Raw genomic sequence first — 22,895 nt, 5'->3', positions numbered from 1 at the left:
AGCTTCATTCCTTTAAAAAAGAATGAAGCTTTTTAATTTGTGAGAATTATTTTAAAATGGAATTAAGCAAAAGATTCAATAATATGAAAAGAAGAAATCTTTAACTTTATTAAGTGGTTTTTTAATTTTTTGAAAAAACAGTTTTAGGCTATTGGATTTATTCTGTAATATTCACAAATCGTATTAATTGGGCATTCCCCGCATTTTGGTTTAGGTCTGCAGATTTCTCTTCCGAGAAAAGAAATAGCCATACCGATTTCTTCCCAAATATTTTTTGGTAAAATCTGCATAAGTAATTTTTCGACCTTGTTGCCATCCTTTGTTTCCTGAATTAATCCAATTCGGGGAGAAACACGAATAACGTGTAAGTCAGCAATGATACCTTCTGCTGGAACTCCGGCTTCCCGCATAATGACGTTGGCTGATTTTCGCCCGATTCCTTTCAAAACAGTTAAATTATCCATCGTTAATGGAATGTTTTGATCTTTTTGGATGGTTTGGGCAATTTCGATTAGCCAGCTGGCTTTTGTGCCAAAATTCCGGACTTTGGAAATATGAGGAATTAAGGCATCGACATTTGAAACAGACAAACTTTCCATATTTGGAAATACCTTGAATAGAGCGGGGGCTATTTTATTGATATTGGCATCCGAATCCTGAGCCGAAAGCACTACCATAACTAACAGCTGATATAGATTTTGGTAATCCAGCGGATGCTTTTGGTCTTTGTATCTTTTCAATATTGGAGCCAATTTAGTTTCCCAATCATTTGTTTTTCCAAATAAATCCATTTCGTGTCATTTTTGATTAGAAATTTACAAAATATAAAGCTATTTTTCAATGTCCTTTATAAATTCGTCATACTCTAAATAAAATAACTCGAGAGTATTCATTTTCTCATAGAAGAAATCAAATATTTCATCCCAATGACTGCGGTTGCTTACACTTACATTCAGTTTTTCAACCCAAATACGGCTAATGGTTTTTCCGTTTTCCAAAGTGTAATTTTTTTCGAATACTAAATCTTTTATGAATTCTTCTTCCAGTATATTTTTTAATGCGGTCAGTTTTTCGAAATATTGCATGCGTAATTCTGTGTTTCTCATTTCGATGTCAATATGTACTTGAGCTTTTTTATTTTCGACATAGAATTTAAAGGAGAAATCTTTGATTTTGGTATCATATAAGACCCATTTCCGAGGATATTTTTGGGCAAATTCAACCCAAAATTCGTGTTTTAACTTTTGATTTTCTTCTTTACTGTACATATTGCTGGGTTTTGAATGTTTAAAAATTTGTTCGGCACTTATTTCTAAAGTATATTTAGAAATTATTTTATCTGCAAAAATAACCTTTGATTATGGATTTTCAAGATTTTTTACAAATTGTTCCTTATTTGAGTTCGGTAAATCTGCCGGGAGAAGTGGCTCATAATATTATGGTGCCAAAAGGGCGTCTTGAGATTACCAAAAAATTGAATTTTGATCGAATAGAATACAAAAAAGCAGGTGTAATGATGCTGTTTTATCCTAAAGAAGGAATAACACATTTGGTTCTCATAGTCCGGAATTCGTACAAAGGAGTTCATTCTTCCCAAATTGCTTTTCCGGGAGGGAAATATGAAAATAATGATGCAGATTTTATGCAGACTGCATTGAGAGAAACCTACGAAGAAATTGGGATCCATCAGGAAAAAATAGAAGTGCTTAAAGCTTTTACCAATTTATATATACCTCCGAGTAATTTTATGGTTTATCCTTTTTTGGGTATCTGCAGGGACGAAGTGATATTTTATCCTGATCCAGTTGAAGTGGCAGCTATTATTGAACTGCCTTTGACTCTATTCCTAAGCGATTCGATTGTAGTCAATGCAGAAATGACTACTTCTTATGCTAAATCTATTGAGGTGCCTGCATTCAAAATTGAAGGACATATTGTCTGGGGGGCAACAGCAATGATGTTAAGCGAATTGAAAATTGTTTTGAATTCTATTTTGAATAAAATTAATTTTTGAATATCCGGTTCTGTTAAAAGCATTGTCTTTTAATATTAAAAAAGGAAAATAAATCGTAATTTTGCAGTCCCAAATCTAAAAACAAATAAGCAATCTTATGGGATTATTTAAACGAAATCCTTTTGGACACATTTTATTTATAAAAAAATGGCTGATTCGAATCTTTGGATTTATCAGTCACAGAAGATACCGTGGGTTTAATGAACTGCAAATAGAAGGCTCCGAAATTATTAAAAATCTTCCTGATACAAATGTTCTTTTTATATCCAATCATCAGACTTACTTTGCGGATGTAACTGCGATGTTTCATGTGTTTAATGCCAGTTTAAGCGGCCGTGAAGATTCCATAAAAAACGTATGGTATATGTGGCGCCCCAAATTAAATGTATATTATGTTGCTGCAAAGGAAACAATGAGAGCAGGATTACTGCCTAGAATCATGGCTTATGCAGGTGCTATTACTGTAGAAAGAACCTGGCGTGCCAAAGGACAGGATGTAACAGAGAAAAAGGATGTAAATCCCAATGATACTGAGAATATCAAAATTGCCCTAGCCGATGGCTGGGTGATTACGTTTCCGCAGGGAACAACCAAATCCTTTAAGCCTGTGCGAAAAGGAACAGCACATATTATAAAACAGCATAAACCGATAGTTGTTCCTATCGTTATTGATGGTTTTCGACGGTCGTTCTGCAAAAAAGGACTTTATATGAAAAAGAAAGGAATTCTGCAGTCGCTTGTTATAAAAGAACCTTTGGTTATCGATTATGAAAATGATACAATCGAAGAAATAGTTGAAATGGTTGAATATGCTATTGAACAGCATCCTTCTTTTCTAAAAGTTATCCCTGCAGCCGTTTTAAAAGAACAGGAAGAACTCAATAAAACCAGACAATGGGATTATTAAAATAAAAAAAAGAGACGTTTGTCTCTTTTTTTTATAAATCAATTTTCTTCAATTCTATATAATTATTCTGCAGGCGTTTTAATAAAATGCCATAGATTAATTTGTAAATCAGCCAGAAAGCAAAGGTAAAAACCGCTGTAGCAATTATTAGCACTACAAATGATATTATAGCAATATTTAATGGCATTTCCGGATGGCTCACACCGCTTTTTGAAACTCCTTCCAAATAACCTTCATAAAACAGATAACCGCCAAAAACAATAAAGAAGAAAGCAAAAAACGATAAGTTAAATGCAATATACTGCTTCACCACTTTTCGGGTTTTTAATATGGTCGAAATCAGTTTTTTGGTATTGTCATCGACAGCAATTTTACGATACATAGAGTAGAATTTAAATATAAAGTAGAAAATAACGATATATAACAATACACTTGTCGCAATATAGTAGCCATAGATACCTAAATGCTTAATTAATTCCACAGTTTTTTCATCGTATTTAGTAAATGATATAGCCAATCCTAATATCAATCCTAATCCTAGTTCTATGATACTGACTAAAAAAATCCACTTCACTACCGAAGACGATTTTTTATGAATCATTTTGTAGATATCATTTTCCGATAGCTGTTCAAAAGAACCGCTGTTCTTCTGCCAGTCTTTTTTTAATAAATCCAACTCTTTCATACGCCTAATGGATTTAGTATTTTTTTTAATTTCCCTTTTATCCTATTCATTTTTACTCTTGCATTCACTTCGCTAATTCCTAAAGTTTCCGATATTTCGGTATAATCTTTGTCTTCCAGATACATATATACCAATGCTTTTTCGATATCATTTAGTTGGTATACAGCTTTGTACATTAATTTCAGCTGTTCTTCTTCTTCATAATTATATTCTATGTCGTGTGTGAAATGCTGTCTGCCTTCATACTCAACAGTTGCAATACTGCGTTTGTTTTTCCGATACAATGTAATGGCAGTATTCAGGGCGACTCGATAGGCCCAGGTAGAAAATTTACTTTCGCCCCTAAATTTTGGAAAAGCTTTCCATAACTGGATTGTGATTTCCTGAAACAAATCCTTATGTGCATCCTCACCAGAAGTATATAATCTACAAATCTTGTGGATTATATTCTGGTTTGCCTGCAGCTGCTTGACAAAAGAAGGTTCTAGATTTTCACTCATATCCCATTAGTACGACTCCTGTGCATTTTGTTACACGATATTTTATTCTAAATTAATTTCAATAATTAGATGCATAAATCGATTAGTTATAACTGCATTAGTTCCGCTTTCTGTTTCTACGAGCGAAGTAAACTAGCGAAACAATCGGGATAGTTTAATTTGTTGTTAATTAGATATTGTGGTTTATAATTCTCTTTCTTTGTAATAATTCACCATCAAATTGACAAATTTACTGTAGCTGTCCATGCCGTCTTTCTGTTGATTAATTTTCAAAAAGTTGTCATAAAAAGCATGAAAAGCGGTTTCAATTGGAGTTTCATATTGTTTCCAAAATTCGCGGCTTTCTTTATAATTTTTTAAAATTCCCGGATGAACAGTTTTAAGTAACTGATCCAGAACCTTTTCGTTTCGTACCTGCCAATTTCCTAAACAATACCGCAAAGCGATACTGTAACCAGAATACTGAATATACAGATTGTCATTTTTAATTGAAGACATAAAGCCTATAAAATTACATTCACTCTCACTTGCATAACCCATCTGATGTGCCATTTCATGATTGGCAGTCATAGGGAAGCTGTACATTGGTCCCAAATAATTTACCTGTGCTTCATTTGTAAAAGGATTCAGATAACCGCCAAAACCCATATAAGTCAGCGGCAGACTGAAAAGGGATTTCTTGATGCTCAAATTGGAATAAGTAAAAAAATCATATTCTTTAGCCAGTTTTGTATATCCGTTTTGGTTCATTTCAAAAACCTGATTTTGAGAATAGGGGAAAACTACTTTCAAACTGTTGTTTTTTGTGATTTGTTTTTGAACGGCATTCGTTTTTGCAATTAACTTTTTGGTAAATGCTAATAAATCGGCATCAGTATAATCTCTTTCAATATTCATTTTTTCGAATAATGGTTCACGGTAATAATTCAGTGCCCAAAGAATGTGAAAGAAAAAATAAAACACCGAAAGTGCACTCAAAACCATTAATAGATTGTTTTTCCATTCCTGCTTCCATGATTTTCTTTTTTTCCAAAACCATTTCAAAGCAAATAAAATCAGAATAAAATAAATACAGTCGCCCACCGAGAATGGAATTTTGCCTAAAATGATTCTCGAAAATTTAGAAATGTAAACATAAAATCCGTTGCTGTATAAATGTTCTATGAATTCTGGAAAAAAATGTATGATTTTCAGAATCAGGATTTGAATTAATAAGAATAAGGGGAGAATATAACTGCGTTTCATTTTTTATAAATTGTATTTGTAAAGAAACAAATTTTGGATGATTATTTAATGTTTCTGATTCTCAAAATAAATAGTCAATAGATTTAAAATAAATCAAAACTTTTATAAAATTAGCTTTGGGAGTTTGTAACTTTGAAGCTTGTAAATGTTAAACTTCAAACAAAAAATAAATGAGTCAAGAGATAAGAAATCTAGAACCGAAAGCACTTTGGAACAAATTTGCCGATTTGAATGCAGTACCTCGTCCTTCTAAAAAGGAAGAACGTGTAATTGAGTTTATGAAAGACTTTGGTGCTAATTTAGGACTAGAAACTTTTGAAGATGAAATCCGTAACGTCATTATCCGCAAACCTGCTACTGCAGGAATGGAAAACAGAAAAGCTTTGGTTTTGCAGGGGCATTTGGATATGGTACATCAAAAAAATGCCGATACAGTTTTTGATTTTGATACTCAGGGAATCGATATGTATGTAGATGGTGACTGGGTTCGTGCCCGCGGAACGACTCTTGGTGCTGATAATGGTCTTGGAGTGGCCACGATTATGGCTATATTGGAGAGTAAGGACATTCCGCATCCGGCTATTGAAGCTTTGTTTACGATTGATGAAGAAACTGGAATGACCGGTGCTTTAAATTTGCAGGGAGGCATTCTTAAAGGTGATATTTTATTAAATCTGGATACCGAAGAAGATGACGAAATAGGTATTGGATGTGCTGGAGGAATTGATGTCACTGCCACTGCTGAGTATGATGAAGAGGAAACTCCTGAAGGTTCTGTTGGTTATACCATTAAAGTAAAAGGATTGAACGGAGGACATTCAGGAATGGATATTCATAAAGGATTGGGCAATGCCAATAAAATTATGAACCGTTTGTTATTTGACGGTTTTGATAACTTTGGACTTCAGATTGCCGAAATCAATGGGGGAAGTCTTCGCAACGCAATACCGCGTGAGAGCACTGCAAAAGTAATTATCGCTTCAGTTTATGATGAAGCTTTTGTTTTCGATATGCAGCAGATCGTTAATGAAATTAAAGCGGAGTTTCAAACTACGGAACCAAATCTGGAAGTGGTTTTCGAAAAATTAGATTCAGTTCCCGCAGCTGTAATGCCTCCGATAGCCCAGTTTTATTTTGTCCGTTCTATGTATACGGCACACAATGGAGTGTATAGAATGAGTGCCGATTTTGATAATCTGGTTGAAACTTCAAATAATATTGCGAAAGTAGAAGTAGGCGGAGGGAAGTTCTCTGTGAAATGTTTGACACGTTCTTCTGTGGAATCGTCCAAATTTGATTTAGCAAATGCTTTGCGGTCTGCTTTTGAATTAATGGGATGTGAAGTAGAATTTTCAGGATCTTATCCAGGCTGGTCGCCAAATCCAAAGTCTGAAATATTGGACATCTTGGTTTCTATTTATGAAAAACAAAATGGTGAAAAACCAAATGTTGCGGCTTGTCACGCTGGTTTAGAATGCGGTATTTTAGGAATAAATTATCCTGATATGGATATGATTTCTTTTGGACCAACAATTCATGGCGCCCATTCACCAGATGAAAGAGCAAGTATTTCTTCGGCTCAAAAATATTGGAAATTTGTTATGGAAATTCTTTCAAATATACCAGTTAAATAAGTATTCAGTGTTCAGTTAAAAAAAACAGTACTCAGTTAAAACTAACTAAGCACTGTTTTTTTTACTAAATACTAATTTTAGTCCCTTTTCGGGTTGTTTTTCTTTTCTCTTTTAGCTTCCTTTTTTTCTTTTGCAGTTTTAACAGGCTCTTTTTTGACTGTTTTCTTTGCGTCTTGACCTTTTGACATAACTACTATATTTTGATTGTTTTTTATAAAATTATTATAGTAAAGATAACATTTTTGAATCTAAATTCAATTTTAAAAGCGCAAAAACTAGTGTTAAATCCTAATTAATTAATCGCTGGTCAGTTATTGGTTTTTCTTTAAAAACAGCAGTAAACCCAATACGCTAATTACCAAAATAATTAATGCTGCCATAACCATGGTTAAGTCACGAACGTTTTTGCCAGCCCAATCCATAAACAAAAATTTGTGAAATATGGCAAATGAATACCCTTCAGTAACATCTGATTTTTCGATGACAGCAGCCAGTCTTGAAGCAGCGGTTTCAATAAAGTATGTAGTTTTTTCAGGCGTGTCGTAAGCTAATTTTATAACAGGTAAACGTTTATTAGCAAAGCCATATTCTCGGCTTTCAAATTCAGTTATTGTTTTGGTTTCTAATAAAACTGCTTTTTCAAGATTTGGTTTACTTTCAGTATCGCTGTCCATTTCACAACAGGCAGGTTTACTAGTATTTGGGTCGCTAAAATACAATGCAAGAAATTTAGCGTATTCTAAATCGAGGTTTGGTATCACTTTGTTAGTTACAGAGTTGATGTAAAGAATCTCGTTTTTTGGATTTTCCTTTTTATCCCATTTGGATTTAGAATCTGTTTTCGGGCTATTATATTTACTTTTAGATTCGGCCAATTGGGCTCTATAATATATGCTGTCGTTTAAGGCAATAATGCTTAAGTTTTCTAATCGATTCCAGTCTAAATGAATTTCGTTGCTTGATGTTGAAAGATCCTTCGTTTCAAAAATAGGTTCATAGACCATTTTGTCAAGTGTATATGGCTTCCATTTGGTTGTTGCGTGATAGGCTCCGCTAAAAGCAAAAGTCAAAGTAAATAGTGAAACCCAGATTCCGATTTGACGATGGTACCTGCGCAGGCCTTTTTTAGGATTCAGATTATCAGTTTTTCTGAATTGTTTCCAAAACAAGCCATATATTACAATACCGCTTACAGCAGAAAAGAAGATAATCGAAAGAAATAAAATCATAAAAACGATACGAACGCTATTGTTACTAATAGCATCTACAAAAGACCAATTGTGAAAAGTATCGAAAAACCAAATAAAGGCCTGTCTTGATTTTGGGTTATACGTTGCCAATTTTCCAGAAGCAGTTTCTACGTACACTTCCATCCCGTCAGGACGGTTAAAAGTTGTTTTGTAAACTGGCAAATAGCGGTTGATGTATTTGTATTGCGAAGTAAACTCAGTTACTACATCTGTTTTTTTAATCGGACTTTTTTGATCGTCCAGAAAATAGTGTGAAAGCCAATGAGCGTATTTTTGATCTCCGTTTTCTAGTTTTTTTGCGTTTGTTGCATTGAAATATTCAAGTTCGCCTTTTACTGTTTTTACCTGATAAAATACTGATTTATCAAAAGATACAATTCTAAAGTTTTTAAATTCGGTTATATTGTTTTTGTCTAAAACTTCTTGAATGGAAAATGTCAGCTGTGATTTATCAATTGGTTTTACATTAAGGCGTTCATTGGCAATTTCAGGTTTGAAAAAATGCGCCATAAACGGATGCATTAATCCGGATAATGTCCAGAAAATAACCGGGATTATAGTAATGATTCCAATAATACGATGCCAGGAATATATTTTCTGTTTAATTTTTTTTACGAATTTAGAATCTTTCTTTTTTGAAGATTTTCCTTCTTTTGGTGTATTGTTCATTGTATTTTATTTTTTTAACCACAGATTTAAATGATTTAATGTGTTTTTATTCAATCTGTGGCTGATTTTTATTATTTTCTGAACGAAAAATTATATTGTAATCCAATCAAAAATGTTCTTGGAGCAGCTGCGGTATAAGTGGGCTGTGAACTTGTCGTATTTGCTCTTGAAACATTATACGCATACAATTTATCGGTTATATTTATTATGTTTCCATAAATTTCGATTCCTTTCCATTCATAACCGGCTCTGAAGTTAAAAATATCATATCCTGCATATTTTACGGTATTGATTTGGTCTTGGTAATAATTTCCAACCGACTGCCATTCCAATGAGGTTCTGAATTTTGGAAACCAATTTGGATAATAACTGATTTCAGAGTTTCCAGACCATCTTGGGGCTTGAGGCATTTCTTTTGCGTTCACGTTTTGCAAAGCATCTGCCGGGCTGTCTGAAATTTTAAAATCAATAAAAGTATGTTCGGCGACTGTTCCGCCAAAACGAATATTCAATTGATTGGATAACAGTTTGTAGTTTCCTCCAAATTCCACTCCTTTGTGTCTTGTTTCTCCGGCTGAACGATAGTCTGTTGAATTATCAGGTAAGCGAACATTCAGTAATTCATTTTTACCTTCCATGTAATAAACGGCATAATCAAAGTTTAATTTGCCTTCCAATAATGCTAACCAGCCTCCAATTTCATAATTATTGAAAGTTGCTGGTTCCAAATTATAATAGAATTCCGCTGGTTTTCCTGTTGTTCCTCCAGTGCCCGGTTTGGCTCTAAATATAGAAGTGATTGCCGGAGGAGCAAATCCTTGTGCATAGTTTGCATAAATTCCGGTATAGTGAACTGGATTATAGTTGGCTCCAGCCTTGAAAGTGGATTTGTCGTATATTTTAGTCCCGGTAGAATTATCTAATGCATTGTTGTAATCGACTTTTAAATTATCGTAGCGGGTTCCAGCAGTTACAATCAATTTTTCGATAGGGTTGAAACTCATCTGTGCATAAAATGCTTTGTTGAAGATGTCTGCAGTATAGTCAGATAATTTTATATCAGGGCGTTCTGCAGTAATTTCATAATGATCCACAGTTTGTTTTCCTGACGTTCCCGGATTTAGATAGGCTTTCATTTCCAGTAAATAAGCCCAGTAGTCAACAGGGGAATAATCGTATAAGGCACCACCAACAATTTTTGTGTTTAAAAAATTAATTTTTTGTGTGTGCTGTCCAATGGCTCCGTAGCTTTTGAAATTATTGGAGTTGACTTCGCCAGTTGCTGTTGTTGGTTTTACTGTAGAACTCCATTTGATTCCGTATGATGGATTTTGTCCTAATTTATTGTCTCTATGATAGATTGTAATATAACTGCTGGCATTGTCATTCCAATCATGTTCTAAGGTTAATCGGGTTCTCAAAGCATCCGATTTTCTATAGGTAAAATCGGTGGTGCTTTTATAGGTTCTATTATAAAAAGCTTCTTCATTTACACTGCCGCTCATATCGGAATAGTATTTTCCCCACATCGTATTGCTGATTAATCGTGTCTTATCACTGATATTATAATCAACCCTAACGTTAAGATTATCTTTATTATAATCAGAGTAGGTCATCCAGCCGTTTTCCTGTAAACTGGAAATTCCTGCAATATGAAAAGCAACTTTGCCTATTGTTGCTCCGCCAGCAGCCTGGATTCTTTTATAGCCCCATTGGTCTGCCTGGATTCCAAATTTGAACTCCGGATTTATTGAAGGTTTAACTGAAATTAAATTGATAGTTCCGCCTACAGCTTCAGGGCCATATAAAGAGGATACCGGTCCTTTGACAACTTCAATATTTTGAAGATTGAATTGGTTGATTTCCAATAAAGCATTGTGGTTAAAAATTCCCATCGGGCGAATAGGTAATCCATCTTCGAGATACAAATAGTAGGCGTTTGTTGTCATAGGCTGACGAATGGACATCGAGTGCTGTTCATTGCCGAGATTTACCATCAGTACTCCTGGTGTTTTATTTATGATTTCATAAGCTGCAACGGCTTTGGTTTCGTTAATGGTTTTGGCAGTCAGTTTGCTTACTGCAGAAGGAGTTTCTTTTCGTAAAGTTGCTGAACGGTTTGCGGTAACGAAAACATTTTCAAGCGTTTCAGTTTTTGTAGAATCTTTTTCGATTTTGTTTTGTGCAATAGTAATTTGCCCCATTACTAAAAGGGAAAATAATATTTTTTTCATTTTAATTTATATAAATATAGGATAATGACAATTGTTTCATTGGCTTTAAGCCAATGAAAGAGTTTTCAAATAATTTGAAAAGTGTAATTAGAATTTATATAAAAAAGGAGGGAGGACGAAAGTTGGATAAAACAACTGCAATTGGTTTTCCGTCAAAATGAAAATAATTCTTTTGAGAAATAAAAGAGGAATTTGTTATAAAAGTTACGGCAGTTTCTAAAGTGTTTTGAATGTAAATCAGCTCTGTTTTTTCTTTCAGATTGTTTTGCATCTCTTTTTCGTTGTCGTCAAATTGTTTTAAACTTTTTTTAAGTTCACAATTTCCATTACATGTATTGTTGGCTACTTTTCTTTGAATACAAATGGTTTTAGCAATCTCGTCTTGGTTGATTTTGAATTTGGCATAAATAATGATGTTTCCAAAAGAAGGAAGCAACAGTATGGATGAAAGTAATATGACGAAAAATTGTTTCAGACTATCTTAAATTTTAATGCAAAAATAAGATATATTTTTAAGATAATTTTGTCTTTTAATAAAAAATCCCCAACTACTTTCGTAATTGGGGATTCAGATTAACCGGTTTTATATTTAAGAAACTAAAACCCAGGCACCGCTTGCGATTAAACTTTCGGCTTTCTTGTATTTTAATTCCTGTGTCTGTCCGTTAGCTACATTTTGGATCGTTACTGTATCATTACGGTTTATTTTTGGCTGGTCACGAACGATAGTTTCAGTAACTTGGCGCTGCTGTGTTTCTCCTGCCTCACGATTGGAATTTTCGCTGTTTGGAATTTCGTCTTTACTTAATTTGTAATCTTCCACTTGGCGCTCAATTTTGGCTTCTTCAATAACAGGAGCATTTTGAGCAGGTAAATCACCTTTGAACAAGAATGAAATTACCTCTTTGTTTACATTGTCAAGCATGCCACGGAACAAGTTGAACGCTTCCAATTTATAAATAAGCAATGGATCTTTTTGTTCGTGAACAGCCAATTGAACTGATTGTTTCAATTCATCCATTTTACGTAAATGTTTTTTCCAAGCTTCGTCAACGATAGACAGAGTGATATTCTTTTCGAAATCGGCAACCAATTGATTTCCTTCTGTTTCGTATGCTTTCTTCAAATCAGTTACAACATTGAACATTTTTATTCCATCAGTAAACGGAACTACGATTCGTTCAAAATGATTGTTTCTGTCTTCGTAAACATTTTTGATAATAGGGAATGCTTCTCTGGCACTTCTTTCTGTTTTTTGAGTATAAAATTCGAGAGCTGCTTTGTATAGTTTTCCTGTAATCTCAATTTCAGTCAGTTTAGTGAAATCGTCTTGAGATACTGGTGATGTGAATGAGAAATTACGAATAATTTCGAATTCAAAATCTTTAAAACTGTTTTTAGCTTTGCTTTCATCTACAATCACTTCACAGGTATCATAAAGCATGTTGGCGATATCCAGTTTCAAACGCTCCCCAAATAAAGCATGGCGGCGGCGTTTGTAAACTACTTCACGCTGCGCATTCATTACGTCATCATATTCTAATAAACGTTTACGAACACCAAAGTTGTTTTCTTCTACTTTTTTCTGAGCGCGTTCGATAGATTTAGTCATCATAGAATGCTGAATAACTTCACCTTCCTGTAGTCCCATTCTGTCCATAACTTTGGCTACTCTTTCAGAACCAAATAAACGCATCAAATTGTCTTCAAGAGAAACATAAAACTGTGAACTTCCAGGATCTCCTTGACGACCAGCACGACCGCGTAACTGACGGTCTACACGACGTGAATCGTGACGCTCTGTACCTACAATTGCCAAACCTCCTGCTGCTTTCACTTCTGGAGTCAATTTAATATCGGTACCACGGCCTGCCATATTGGTTGCGATAGTAACTACACCTGCTTTACCAGCTTCCTCAACGATTTGAGCCTCTTGCTTGTGCATTTTTGCATTCAAAACGTTGTGTGTAACACCTCTCATTTTAAGCATACGGCTTAATAATTCGGATATTTCAACAGAAGTTGTACCAATAAGTACCGGTCTTCCAGCTTTGGATAATTCGGTTACATCCTCGATAACGGCGTTGAATTTTTCACGGGTAGTTTTATAGATATAATCTTCTTTGTCTATTCTCGCAATTCCACGGTTTGTTGGAATTTCAACAACATCCAGTTTGTAAATTTCCCAAAGCTCGCCAGCTTCAGTTACGGCAGTTCCTGTCATACCAGCCAATTTGCTGTACATTCTAAAATAGTTCTGTAATGTAACTGTTGCAAATGTTTGTGTAGCTGCCTCAATTTTTACGCTTTCTTTTGCCTCAATTGCCTGGTGCAATCCGTCTGAGTAACGACGGCCATCCATAATACGGCCTGTCTGCTCATCTACAATCATGATTTTGTTATCCATGATTACATATTCTACATCCTTTTCAAAAAGAGTGTAGGCTTTCAAAAGCTGTGTAAGGGTGTGAATACGCTCGCTTTTTACTCCAAAATCTTGAAACAAACGTTCTTTTTCTTCAGCTTCAGCATCTTTGTCTAATTTTTTCTTTTCAATTGCAGCAATTTCGGTTCCAATATCTGGAAGTACGAAAAAGTTAGAATCAGTGTCTCCTGATAGGAATTTGATACCATTATCAGTTAAGCTTACCTGATTATTTTTTTCTTCAATTACAAAATACAGTGCTTCATCCACTTTTGGCATTTCGCGGTTGTTGTCCTGCATGTATTGATTTTCGGTTTTTTGAAGTAACTGCTTAATTCCTTCTTCACTCAAAAATTTAATTAAGGCTTTGTTTTTTGGTAAACTTCTATACGCTCTTAATAATAAGAAACCGCCATCTTTTGTGTTTCCTTCTTTGATTAATTTTTTTGATTCGGCAAGAAAACCATTCGCTAATTGACGCTGCAAGGCTACCAGATTTTCAATTTTTGGCTTCAATTCATTGAATTCATGACGATCTCCCTGTGGAACTGGTCCTGAAATAATAAGAGGTGTACGGGCATCATCAATTAAAACCGAATCGACCTCATCGACAATGGCAAAATTGTGTTTTCTCTGAACTAAATCTTCAGGAGAATGCGCCATGTTATCTCTTAGGTAATCAAATCCGAATTCGTTATTGGTACCATAAGTAATGTCAGCATTATAAGCATTTCTTCTTCCTTCAGTACTAGGCTGGTGATTGTCGATACAGTCAACAGTCAATCCGTGAAATTCGAATAGAGGAGCTTTCCATGTGCTGTCACGTTTTGCTAAGTAATCATTCACTGTTACCAAATGTACTCCGTTTCCAGTCAAGGCATTTAAGTATAAAGGCAGAGTCGCCACTAATGTTTTTCCTTCTCCTGTCTGCATCTCGGCAACTTTACCTTCGTGCAGTACCATTCCGCCAATTAATTGTACGTCATAGTGAATCATATCCCAGGTAATGTCTTTTCCGGCTGCATTCCATTTGTTAGCCCAGACAGCATTGTCTCCTTCAAGGGTAATATAGCTTTTTGAAGCTGAAAGTTCTCTGTCTTTTGCCGTAGCAGTAACAGTTATTTGTGAGTTTTCTTTGAAACGTCTTGCAGTTTCCTTAACTACAGAAAAAGCTTCTGGAAGAATTTCCATCAGTGTTTTTTCAGAGATATCATAAGCTTCTTTTTCAAGAGCATCAATAGCAATATAAATATCTTCGCGTTTGTCAATATCTTCAATGCTGTCTACTTCCAGTTTAAGAGAAGCAATTTTAGCATCTTTTTCGGCACGGGCCTGTTTTATTTTTTCTTTAAAAAAAACGGTTCTGGCTCTTAATTCGTCATGTGACAAAGCTTGTAAAGTGCTTTCAAAAGTCTTTATTTTATTTAAATACGGCTGTAAAGCTTTTACGTCTTTCTCGGATTTATCTCCAACAAAGATTTTAATAATACTGTTTATGAAACTCATGATCTGTTTTTATTTCTATTTAATATATCTGCGTAAATTTAAACAAAAAAAAAGCCTCTTTTGAGACTTTTTCTTGGTTTACTTTTTAATATTCATCCTCGTTCCAAAGATAATCTTCGTCAGTTGGATAATCTGGCCAAATTTCTTCCATTGATTCATATATCTCGCCTTCATCCTCAATTGATTGAAGGTTTTCTACCACTTCTAATGGAGCACCGGCTCTAATAGCGTAGTCAATAAGTTCGTCTTTGTTCGCAGGCCACGGTGCATCGCTTAAATATGATGCTAATTCTAATGTCCAATACATATCTATCGATTTAGTTTTGTGCAAAAATAAATTTTTTACTGAAAAAGACAAGTAAAAAACGATTTATTTTTTGTAAAGTTAAGAACGTATTAACGATTGCTGATTTTTGATTTATCACTAACGATTTTTGATTTTAAATTTAATATCAAAAATTGTTAATTTTCAGTCTGAAATCCTATTTCCTAGGTATCCATTTTACTTCTTCAGCGTTTAAATCAAATGACAACTTTCGTGCCAATACAAAAAGATAGTCAGAAAGTCGGTTTAAGTATTTAATTGCTATTTCGGCAACTGGCTCATTATGACTTAAATGTACCGCTAAACGTTCGGCACGCCGGCAAACGCATCTTGTTATATGACAATATGACACTGTTTGATGTCCGCCTGGTAAAACGAAATGAGTCATTGGCGGGAGCACTTCTTCCATTGTGTCTATCTCTTTCTCTAAAAATTCGATGTCAGGTTCGGTTATTCCAAGTTTTTTTAAGCGGAGTTCTCCGTTTTTCATGATTTCTTTTTCCGGCGGAGTAGCCAGAATTGCACCAATGGTAAAAAGCCTGTCCTGTATTTCAATTAACACATCTTTGTAATGGCTGTTTATTTCCTGATCGCGAATAAGCCCGATATAGGAATTTAATTCGTCAACGGTTCCGTAACTTTCAATGCGGGCGTGGTCTTTTGGTACACGTGTACCGCCAAAAAGAGCAGTTGTTCCGCCGTCTCCGGTTTTTGTGTATACTTTCATTTTTGCTGTTTAATCGGTTAGTTGTTTAATCGGAAATCGTTAAACCGTTTAATCTTTCAATTCTTTAGTTGCTCAATCAATTCAACGAATAAACGATTTAACAATTCAACAAATACACTATTTAGTTGTGTCACTTTCAATAAGACCGTCTCTTAAGCGGATGACCCTGTGTGCATAAGCAGCAATTTCTTCTTCGTGAGTTACTAATATAACAGTGTTTCCCTGAGCATGAATGTCACCAAAAAGCTTCATGATTTCCAATGAAGTTTTGCTGTCAAGATTTCCTGTTGGCTCATCAGCAAGTATAATAGAAGGTTTGTTGACTAATGCCCGCGCTATCGCAACACGCTGACGCTGTCCTCCCGATAATTGATTGGGCTGGTGATCCATTCTGTCTCCTAGATTTACTTGGTGAAGAACTTCGGTGGCGCGTACAGTCCGTTCGGATTTTGAGTGGCCTGCATAAATCATCGGCAATGCTACATTATCAAGAGCAGTTGTTCTTGGCAAAAGATTGAATGTCTGGAAAACAAAGCCAATTTCTTTATTTCTAATTTCGGCCAATTCATCATCTTTCATGTGGCTGACATCTTTTCCATTCAAAATATAGCTGCCGGATGTTGGTGTGTCTAAGCATCCCAATAAATTCATTAATGTAGATTTTCCTGATCCTGAAGGTCCCATTAAGGCTACGTATTCCCCCTTATTAATTTCAAGATCAATACCTTTTAATACATAAACGATTTCGTTTCCTAGTACAAAATCTCTTTTGATATTTGTAATTTTTATAAGCGGGTTTTTCATTAGAATTTAGATTGCTTTGCCAGTTCGTCCCAAGGGCTCGTGTGCAGATTATTGATTTTGTTTTTAAAAGTACAAAAGACTTTTTAATTTATTATAAGTAGCATTTGATCGCTTTTTGTTACAGTTTATTGAATGTAATATTATTGACTAAGCACAATAGAAATCGATATTACAATTTCATAAATCAGAGTACTTATTTCTGTAATTCAAATATAAATTAAGTAGGTAAATAATGATTAAAATTTATAAAAAACGTATTTTAACGATTTTTTAATTAATTTTAACGATATTTTTTAGCCTGTTTTGATTTTTATATTGTAGATTTACGTCATAAAAGTTTTAAGTTTTGTGTGCTAGTTATTAAGAATTCAAATTTTTGATAATAGCCGCCAGTACTTTTTGACTATTAGCATAGTTAAATTTAGCAATAAGGTTGAGAGGTTAAGTTATTTTTAATAAAAAGACAGTCATGGGGGTGACTGTCTTTTTTTTGATTGAATACTTTGAATGCTTATTTTATAAAATACAATTAGTCCGATATTTTATAAATCTGGGTTATATTCTTTAATATTTCGGTAAAATCAATGTTTAAGTCAATTAATTGTCCGTTATGTATATCAAAAATCCACCCATATACTTTTAATTCTCGATCTCTAAATGCTTTTTGAACTTCGGCAGTTTTAATGACATTGATGCATTGTTCCTGAACGTTTAGCTCTACCAGTTTTTTGTATTTTTCTTCGTCATCCGTAATGGCATCAAGGGTTCTTCTATGGATTCGGTAAACATCTCTAATATTTCGCAGCCAAGGATTCAGTATTCCCAAATCGGATTGCTGCATGGCCGCATGAACACCGCCACAGCCATAATGCCCGCAGACTACAATATGATTTACTTTTAAATGAACAACTGCATAATTGATAACCGACATAGAATTCAAGTCAGTATTTGGAACCATGTTGGCAATATTCCGGTGCACAAAAACTTCTCCTGGTTCCAGTCCCATAAGCTCTTCGGCAGATACACGGCTGTCCGAACAGCCGATGTAGAGAAATTCGGGTGATTGTCCTTTTCCTAGTTTTTTAAAATAATCTTCGTCGATCTGGAGCTGTTTAATTATCCAATTTTGGTTGTTTTCAAAAATTTGTTTGATATCCATGAAGTGATTTTTTAAAGTATAAAGCTAGGTTCGTATTATGAAATGCTGTTTGGGCTGCTCGTACCTGAAAAATACCAGTCCCCATTGAAAAGTATCAATGCTTACGGTAACCTTTGGATGATTGATTATAATTTCCCAAGCTCCTTCCATTTCGGCAGACCAGTGAATGTCATCAAAAATCCAGACGGTTTCATTGGTTATTGTTGGCAATAATAATTCAAAGTATTCTAATGTCGCTTTTTTGGAATGATTTCCGTCAAAGTAGATAAGTCGAAAGTCGAAAGCCGAAAGTTGAAAATCACCTAAATAATTATTGAATTTGGTTACCACAGAATTTATACTGTTTAAACCAAATTGTTTAAATTGATTTTTTGCAATTGCCATTGTATTTGGACAGCCTTCTAATGTTGTAATAGACGCTTGCGGATTTCCCAAAGACAGGGCAGAAGTGGCAAGCCCTAGTGAAGTTCCAATTTCCAATATAGTTTCGGGCTGGAAATAATTAATTATTCGATATAATAACTGTGCTCGCTTTGCAGAAATACCAGCAGTTTTTGCTATTTGGGCAATCTGTCTGGCATTAGATTTAAAAACCCGTGAACCTGCCCCAAAATCAGTTACTTCGATAGTGTTTTTATTCTGCAAAAGCGAATTTCTATATTCTTTTAAAACTTCATATTCGGGTTTTGGTTTCTTGTCATAAAAACATTTGGTCAATAAAGAAAAAACAAATGGCGAATGTACGGCATGTTCATTCTTGGAATGCCAAAGGAATTTGAGATAGGATTTGATCTGAAAAAGCATAGCAACAAAGATACTCAGAGAATTTTAAACAAACACGAATTTCAAGAATTGACACGAATTTTATTTAAACAAACACAGATTTCACAAATTATTTTTGAGATTTTAATTTATGCTAATGCGTGAAATTCGTGTTCTAATTTTTCGATATGCTTTTTAATTCGTGAAATTCATGTATTAAAACTATCTTTGCGCCCTTGTAAATTACCTGGGAACCGCAATGAATTTTTATGATGACGAAGGAAGCAATCGAACCTAAAATTGCAATAACATTGGAAGAAATTAACCAATGCATTGCTGTTTTGACTGAATTAAATACTGATACCGATCAGATTTTTGAAATCCCGAAAGAACAGCGTACTGCTTTAATCAAAGTGGCAGGTCAATTTGCCCGTCCGGATCGCGATGAGTTAATCCGGAGGAAAAAAGACGGAAAGGCTGTTGCCAAACGCAAACAGGAAAAGAGGGACAGAACGGCCCGCAAGGAAACCGGAATTCGTTCGGCTCGCGAAGCCAGTGTATTTGTGGCTCCCAAATTGTTGGGCATGAATGATCTTGCCAATAAAGAGCAATTAGAGCTGGAAACACCCAGAAAATGTTATGTATGCAAAACGGAATTTACCAAAATGCATCATTTTTACGACACGATGTGTACGGATTGTGGTGATTTTAACTATGCCAAACGTTTTCAGACAGCCGATGTAAAAGGGCAGATTGCAGTAATTACAGGTTCTCGCCTAAAAATTGGTTATCATATCACACTGATGCTTTTGCGGGGAGGAGCAACGGTAATTGCTACGACCCGTTTCCCCGTAGATTCCGCTTTGCGGTTTTCCAAAGAAGATGATTTTATGGAATGGGGACACCGCCTGAAAATTCACGGATTGGATCTGCGTCATATTCCGAGTGTGGAGATCTTCTGCAATTTTATAGAACAGAAATACGGGCGACTGGATATTCTGATTAATAATGCAGCACAGACGGTGAGACGTCCTGCTGGTTTTTATACGCATTTGATGGAAAATGAAGAACTTCCGATTGGTTCTTTGCCACAAGATGCGCAGGAATTATTACTGGATCATACCAATTGTCTCGATGAATTAAAAGTGCTGACTTCGGGAGCTTCTTCCAATCAGAATATGCCGGTAACCTGGCATGGTCCTGAACCAGGAATTGGTCTGCGGGCTTCCGCCAAATTGTCGCAGATTCCTTATTCATTTGATAATGCATTAGTTGCTCAGGAAGTTTTTCCAGAAGGAGAACTTGATGCCGATTTGCAGCAGGTTGATTTGCGAAAAGTAAACAGCTGGCGATTAAAATTAGGCCAAATTGAAACCACAGAGATGATTGAAGTACAATTGGTCAATTCGGTTGCGCCTTTTGTATTGTGTAACCGTCTTTCGGAGGTGATGAAGAAAGACAATACAGGAAAAAAACATATCATTAACGTTTCGGCGATGGAAGGGAAGTTTTACCGTGATTTCAAGGAAGACCGCCATCCGCATACGAATATGGCCAAAGCCGCGCTGAATATGCTCACGCACACAGCTGCTGGTACTCTTGCGAAGGACGGGATTTTTATGAATGCCGTAGACACTGGCTGGGTAACAGACGAAGACCCGGCAGAACTGGCTAAGCGGAAACAAGAAGAACAGGATTTTCAGCCGCCATTGGATATTGTTGACGGCGCTGCGCGGGTTATGGATCCTTTGTTTGACGGGATTAATACCGGAAAACATTGGTGCGGAAAATTTTTGAAAGATTACCGTCCGATTGCTTGGTAGAGAGCTCCTTTTTTTAAATAAATTGATTTATCTGCTAAATCTGAGTGAAATAAATAGCACGCAGATTTTTGCAGATTTTTTTATTGAAAATTTCTGTTTCTGAACTAAAGCCGAATGTTTGCACTTTTGCGTGAGGGATGGCAGTGGAGCTCTCCCGATTTTTCATCGGGAAGCGGGAACGTACAGCCCGGCCCTTGGGACACGCCATAATAAAAATACTGCAGTGGCTTGGCTGATTTATGATTTAGAACCCTTCGCCGTCATTAAAATAGAAAGTGTGTGAATCGCGTCCCAATCCGTAATTGACGATAAAATTGGTCAGCGTGTTTTTGTCGAGCAGGATTCTTAACCCAACTCCCACGGCAGGCTGGATGTATTCTCCCAGTTTTAGGTTTCTGTCTGCATCGCTGGTGGTGGTGGCATTGGCAAATATGGTACCGCTTATCATTTGGTTTTTGGTAATCGGGAAACGGTATTCGCTTTCAAAATACATCAGGTTTGTACCTCTAAAAAGACCCTGAATGTAGCCTTTTCCGCTTCGGCTGTTCTGGTCCCAGCCTATGGCAGGAAGATTCAGATAAGGCAATTGGCCATGTGCTAAGAACTGGCCGTATGCCCAAAAACCTAAAACATGCTGTTTGTTGGTTCTGCTGATGGGGATGAAATAACGGCTTTCGAGTAACATAGTACCGCTTTGGTGTTTGTTGAGATCAGTTTGAGGATTGTAACGGTAATTCATATTCAAGTACAAGCCATTGTTTGTGTTTATCAGGTTGTCTCTGGTGTCGTATATAAAATTGATGCTTACGCCATTGACAGCATAATTCCTATCACTGAAGCCGTGTTTTTTGGAATAGGTATAGTGGTAAGTGTATTTCTGATTGGCAGCATCTAAATTTTTGTCCACAATATTGCTATAGCTGTCAAAATGAATTCCTGCACCGATGAAAAATGAAGGGAAAACAGTGTAGGACGCCGTTTCATGAAACTTAAAATAGTTGTAATTCATGGGCTGTTTTATGGCATTGTAGTCAAAGTCCTGAAATTCGGCTCCCCAAGGGATAATGTCAGTTCCTAAACCATAATTGGCCTGGGAAAAAACATAATAACGAAAGTCACCGCTAAAGAACAGCCGGTCATTATTGACGTACATATTGTTTTTTAAATACGTCAGGATCTGTTTTTTGGTGCTGTAGGATGCACCGCCGGAAAGTAATGAAATTTTATTTTCGGGTTTTAGCTTAAAACTGAATTGGCTTATAAATCCCAGTGTAAATCCATTTGCGGGCTGATAACCCAAAGTAGGAAATGCGATTAAGTGATTTTTGGAATCGGGTTTGCTAATTTTTAAAGTATCTTCTTTGGTGAATAAATCGATAATAGTGCGTAAAGGGTAAAGTTTATCACCTTCTTTATTCGTTTCCTGTGAAAAAGCGGTTTGAGAAAGAAAAAGAAACAAAATGATAAAAAATATCGATTTCATATTACTTATAAAAGACATAATTAAGACTGGAATTTATCCAAGAAATAGTTTAATTGCATGATTTATAATTTTTAGCAAAACATAAAACTAAACAAAATTTCACATTTAGGTTTAACTCTTACAATAAAAGTATTTTATTATTATCAATAGATATCCGCGTTTATGTTAAGGCATGAATAACAAAAGCCACAATAGAATTAGATTCGGTTGTGGCTTTTGCTGTAGTTTTATAGGATTTATTAGTTTACGGCAATCAGTTTTACTTCAAAAATAAGAGCCGAACCTCCAGGAATTGGTCCCATTGTATTATCTCCGTATCCCAAATGTGAAGGTATCAAAAGAATAGCGCTGCCGCCTGTTTTCAAAAGAGGAATACCTTCTGTCCATCCTTTTATTACCTGGTCTAAACCAAAAGAAATTCCTTCAGGACCACTTTGGTCAAAAACAGTTCCATCGATAAAAGAACCTTTGTAGGCTACAGTCACATTCGACGCAGCAGTAGGCTGTGTTCCTGTTCCTGGCTCGTTAATTACATAATACAAACCAGATTCGGTTTTTTCAGCCTTCAAATTATTTTTGGCAATGTAATCGGTGATTTCTTTTTCGTTTTTGGCAGCAACATCAACGGTTTCTTGTTTTACAGGTGCTGCTTTTTCTTCTTCTTTGTTTTTACAGGAAATGACAAGAGTCAAGACCGCTAGGGCTGCTAATAAATGTTTCATAGAAATGTGTTAATTTTTTAG

General features: G+C 35.4%; 20 protein-coding genes. 4 read left to right on the top strand and 16 right to left on the bottom strand.

Features of this window, described 5'->3' with window-relative positions:
• Positions 1-143: 143 nt before the first annotated feature.
• Together IRZ80_RS19250 and IRZ80_RS19245 are read right to left on the bottom strand one after the other, a co-directional pair.
• Positions 144-791 (bottom strand): endonuclease III domain-containing protein, encoded by a 648-nt coding sequence (locus IRZ80_RS19250; protein ID WP_194643715.1) that lies wholly within the window; start codon positions 789-791, stop codon positions 144-146.
• 39 nt (positions 792-830) lie between these two features.
• Positions 831-1,268 (bottom strand): DUF4268 domain-containing protein, encoded by a 438-nt coding sequence (locus tag IRZ80_RS19245; protein WP_194643713.1) that lies wholly within the window; start codon positions 1,266-1,268, stop codon positions 831-833.
• Between the two features lie 92 nt (positions 1,269-1,360).
• On the opposite strand from IRZ80_RS19245, the gene IRZ80_RS19240 reads away from it, so the two are divergent.
• Both IRZ80_RS19240 and IRZ80_RS19235 read left to right on the top strand, forming a co-directional pair.
• Positions 1,361-2,014: an NUDIX hydrolase gene (locus IRZ80_RS19240; protein WP_194643711.1), complete on the top strand. Its 654-nt coding sequence runs from the start codon at positions 1,361-1,363 to the stop codon at positions 2,012-2,014.
• A 97-nt stretch (positions 2,015-2,111) separates the two neighbouring features.
• Positions 2,112-2,921 (top strand): lysophospholipid acyltransferase family protein, encoded by an 810-nt coding sequence (locus IRZ80_RS19235; RefSeq protein WP_194643709.1) that lies wholly within the window; start codon positions 2,112-2,114, stop codon positions 2,919-2,921.
• Positions 2,922-2,952: 31 nt separating this feature from the next.
• Here IRZ80_RS19235 and IRZ80_RS19230 read toward each other — a convergent pair whose 3' ends face one another.
• From IRZ80_RS19230 to IRZ80_RS19220, 3 genes are all read right to left on the bottom strand, one after another.
• The gene (locus IRZ80_RS19230) at positions 2,953-3,606 is read right to left on the bottom strand and encodes a hypothetical protein (protein WP_194643707.1); all 654 of its coding nucleotides are present in this window, start codon (positions 3,604-3,606) and stop codon (positions 2,953-2,955) included.
• Complete coding sequence (locus tag IRZ80_RS19225) at positions 3,603-4,106, bottom strand: RNA polymerase sigma factor (protein ID WP_194643705.1); 504 nt, start codon at positions 4,104-4,106, stop codon at positions 3,603-3,605. Before IRZ80_RS19225 ends, IRZ80_RS19230 begins: the two co-directional genes overlap by 4 nt.
• Before the next feature lie 183 nt (positions 4,107-4,289).
• The gene (locus IRZ80_RS19220) at positions 4,290-5,351 is read right to left on the bottom strand and encodes a DUF3810 domain-containing protein (RefSeq protein ID WP_194643703.1); all 1,062 of its coding nucleotides are present in this window, start codon (positions 5,349-5,351) and stop codon (positions 4,290-4,292) included.
• A gap of 170 nt (positions 5,352-5,521) precedes the next feature.
• Between IRZ80_RS19220 and IRZ80_RS19215 the strand changes: the two genes are divergently transcribed.
• Positions 5,522-6,985 carry an aminoacyl-histidine dipeptidase gene (locus tag IRZ80_RS19215; RefSeq protein ID WP_194643700.1) on the top strand — a complete coding sequence of 488 codons (1,464 nt, stop codon included), beginning with the start codon at positions 5,522-5,524 and terminating at the stop codon, positions 6,983-6,985.
• Between the two features lie 311 nt (positions 6,986-7,296).
• On the opposite strand, the gene IRZ80_RS19210 is transcribed toward IRZ80_RS19215, so the two are convergent.
• From IRZ80_RS19210 to IRZ80_RS19170, 9 genes are all read right to left on the bottom strand, one after another.
• Complete coding sequence (locus tag IRZ80_RS19210; protein WP_194643699.1) at positions 7,297-8,904, bottom strand: PepSY-associated TM helix domain-containing protein; 1,608 nt, start codon at positions 8,902-8,904, stop codon at positions 7,297-7,299.
• 71 nt (positions 8,905-8,975) lie between these two features.
• Positions 8,976-11,138 (bottom strand): TonB-dependent receptor, encoded by a 2,163-nt coding sequence (locus IRZ80_RS19205; protein WP_194643697.1) that lies wholly within the window; start codon positions 11,136-11,138, stop codon positions 8,976-8,978.
• A 94-nt stretch (positions 11,139-11,232) separates the two neighbouring features.
• Complete coding sequence (locus tag IRZ80_RS19200; protein ID WP_228520961.1) at positions 11,233-11,574, bottom strand: hypothetical protein; 342 nt, start codon at positions 11,572-11,574, stop codon at positions 11,233-11,235.
• A 153-nt stretch (positions 11,575-11,727) separates the two neighbouring features.
• Complete coding sequence (gene secA, locus IRZ80_RS19195) at positions 11,728-15,069, bottom strand: preprotein translocase subunit SecA (protein ID WP_194643695.1); 3,342 nt, start codon at positions 15,067-15,069, stop codon at positions 11,728-11,730.
• An 85-nt stretch (positions 15,070-15,154) separates the two neighbouring features.
• Positions 15,155-15,376 carry a DUF2795 domain-containing protein gene (locus tag IRZ80_RS19190; RefSeq protein WP_007138072.1) on the bottom strand — a complete coding sequence of 74 codons (222 nt, stop codon included), beginning with the start codon at positions 15,374-15,376 and terminating at the stop codon, positions 15,155-15,157.
• A 175-nt stretch (positions 15,377-15,551) separates the two neighbouring features.
• Entirely contained in the window at positions 15,552-16,121 is a 570-nt protein-coding gene (locus IRZ80_RS19185; RefSeq protein ID WP_194643693.1) for a cob(I)yrinic acid a,c-diamide adenosyltransferase, read from the bottom strand.
• Positions 16,122-16,238: 117 nt separating this feature from the next.
• Complete coding sequence (locus tag IRZ80_RS19180) at positions 16,239-16,925, bottom strand: ABC transporter ATP-binding protein (protein WP_194643691.1); 687 nt, start codon at positions 16,923-16,925, stop codon at positions 16,239-16,241.
• 529 nt (positions 16,926-17,454) lie between these two features.
• Complete coding sequence (locus IRZ80_RS19175; protein ID WP_194643689.1) at positions 17,455-18,084, bottom strand: carbonic anhydrase; 630 nt, start codon at positions 18,082-18,084, stop codon at positions 17,455-17,457.
• 24 nt (positions 18,085-18,108) lie between these two features.
• Positions 18,109-18,888 carry an O-methyltransferase gene (locus IRZ80_RS19170; RefSeq protein ID WP_194643686.1) on the bottom strand — a complete coding sequence of 260 codons (780 nt, stop codon included), beginning with the start codon at positions 18,886-18,888 and terminating at the stop codon, positions 18,109-18,111.
• Between the two features lie 227 nt (positions 18,889-19,115).
• On the opposite strand from IRZ80_RS19170, the gene IRZ80_RS19165 reads away from it, so the two are divergent.
• The gene (locus tag IRZ80_RS19165; RefSeq protein WP_410504276.1) at positions 19,116-20,669 is read left to right on the top strand and encodes an SDR family NAD(P)-dependent oxidoreductase; all 1,554 of its coding nucleotides are present in this window, start codon (positions 19,116-19,118) and stop codon (positions 20,667-20,669) included.
• Positions 20,670-20,913: 244 nt separating this feature from the next.
• On the opposite strand, the gene IRZ80_RS19160 is transcribed toward IRZ80_RS19165, so the two are convergent.
• Positions 20,914-22,152 carry an outer membrane protein assembly factor gene (locus IRZ80_RS19160; RefSeq protein ID WP_228520960.1) on the bottom strand — a complete coding sequence of 413 codons (1,239 nt, stop codon included), beginning with the start codon at positions 22,150-22,152 and terminating at the stop codon, positions 20,914-20,916.
• 239 nt (positions 22,153-22,391) lie between these two features.
• On the bottom strand, positions 22,392-22,874 hold the full coding sequence (locus tag IRZ80_RS19155; RefSeq protein WP_194643683.1) for an FKBP-type peptidyl-prolyl cis-trans isomerase: 483 nt from the start codon (positions 22,872-22,874) through the stop codon (positions 22,392-22,394).
• Between the last annotated feature and the right edge of the window lie 21 nt (positions 22,875-22,895).

This window comes from Flavobacterium sp. HJJ, from assembly GCF_015351475.1.
Lineage (GTDB): Bacteria > Bacteroidota > Bacteroidia > Flavobacteriales > Flavobacteriaceae > Flavobacterium > Flavobacterium marginilacus.
The sequence above is the reverse complement of the archived record's forward strand: the minus strand, read 5'-3'. Positions and strand labels throughout refer to the sequence as shown.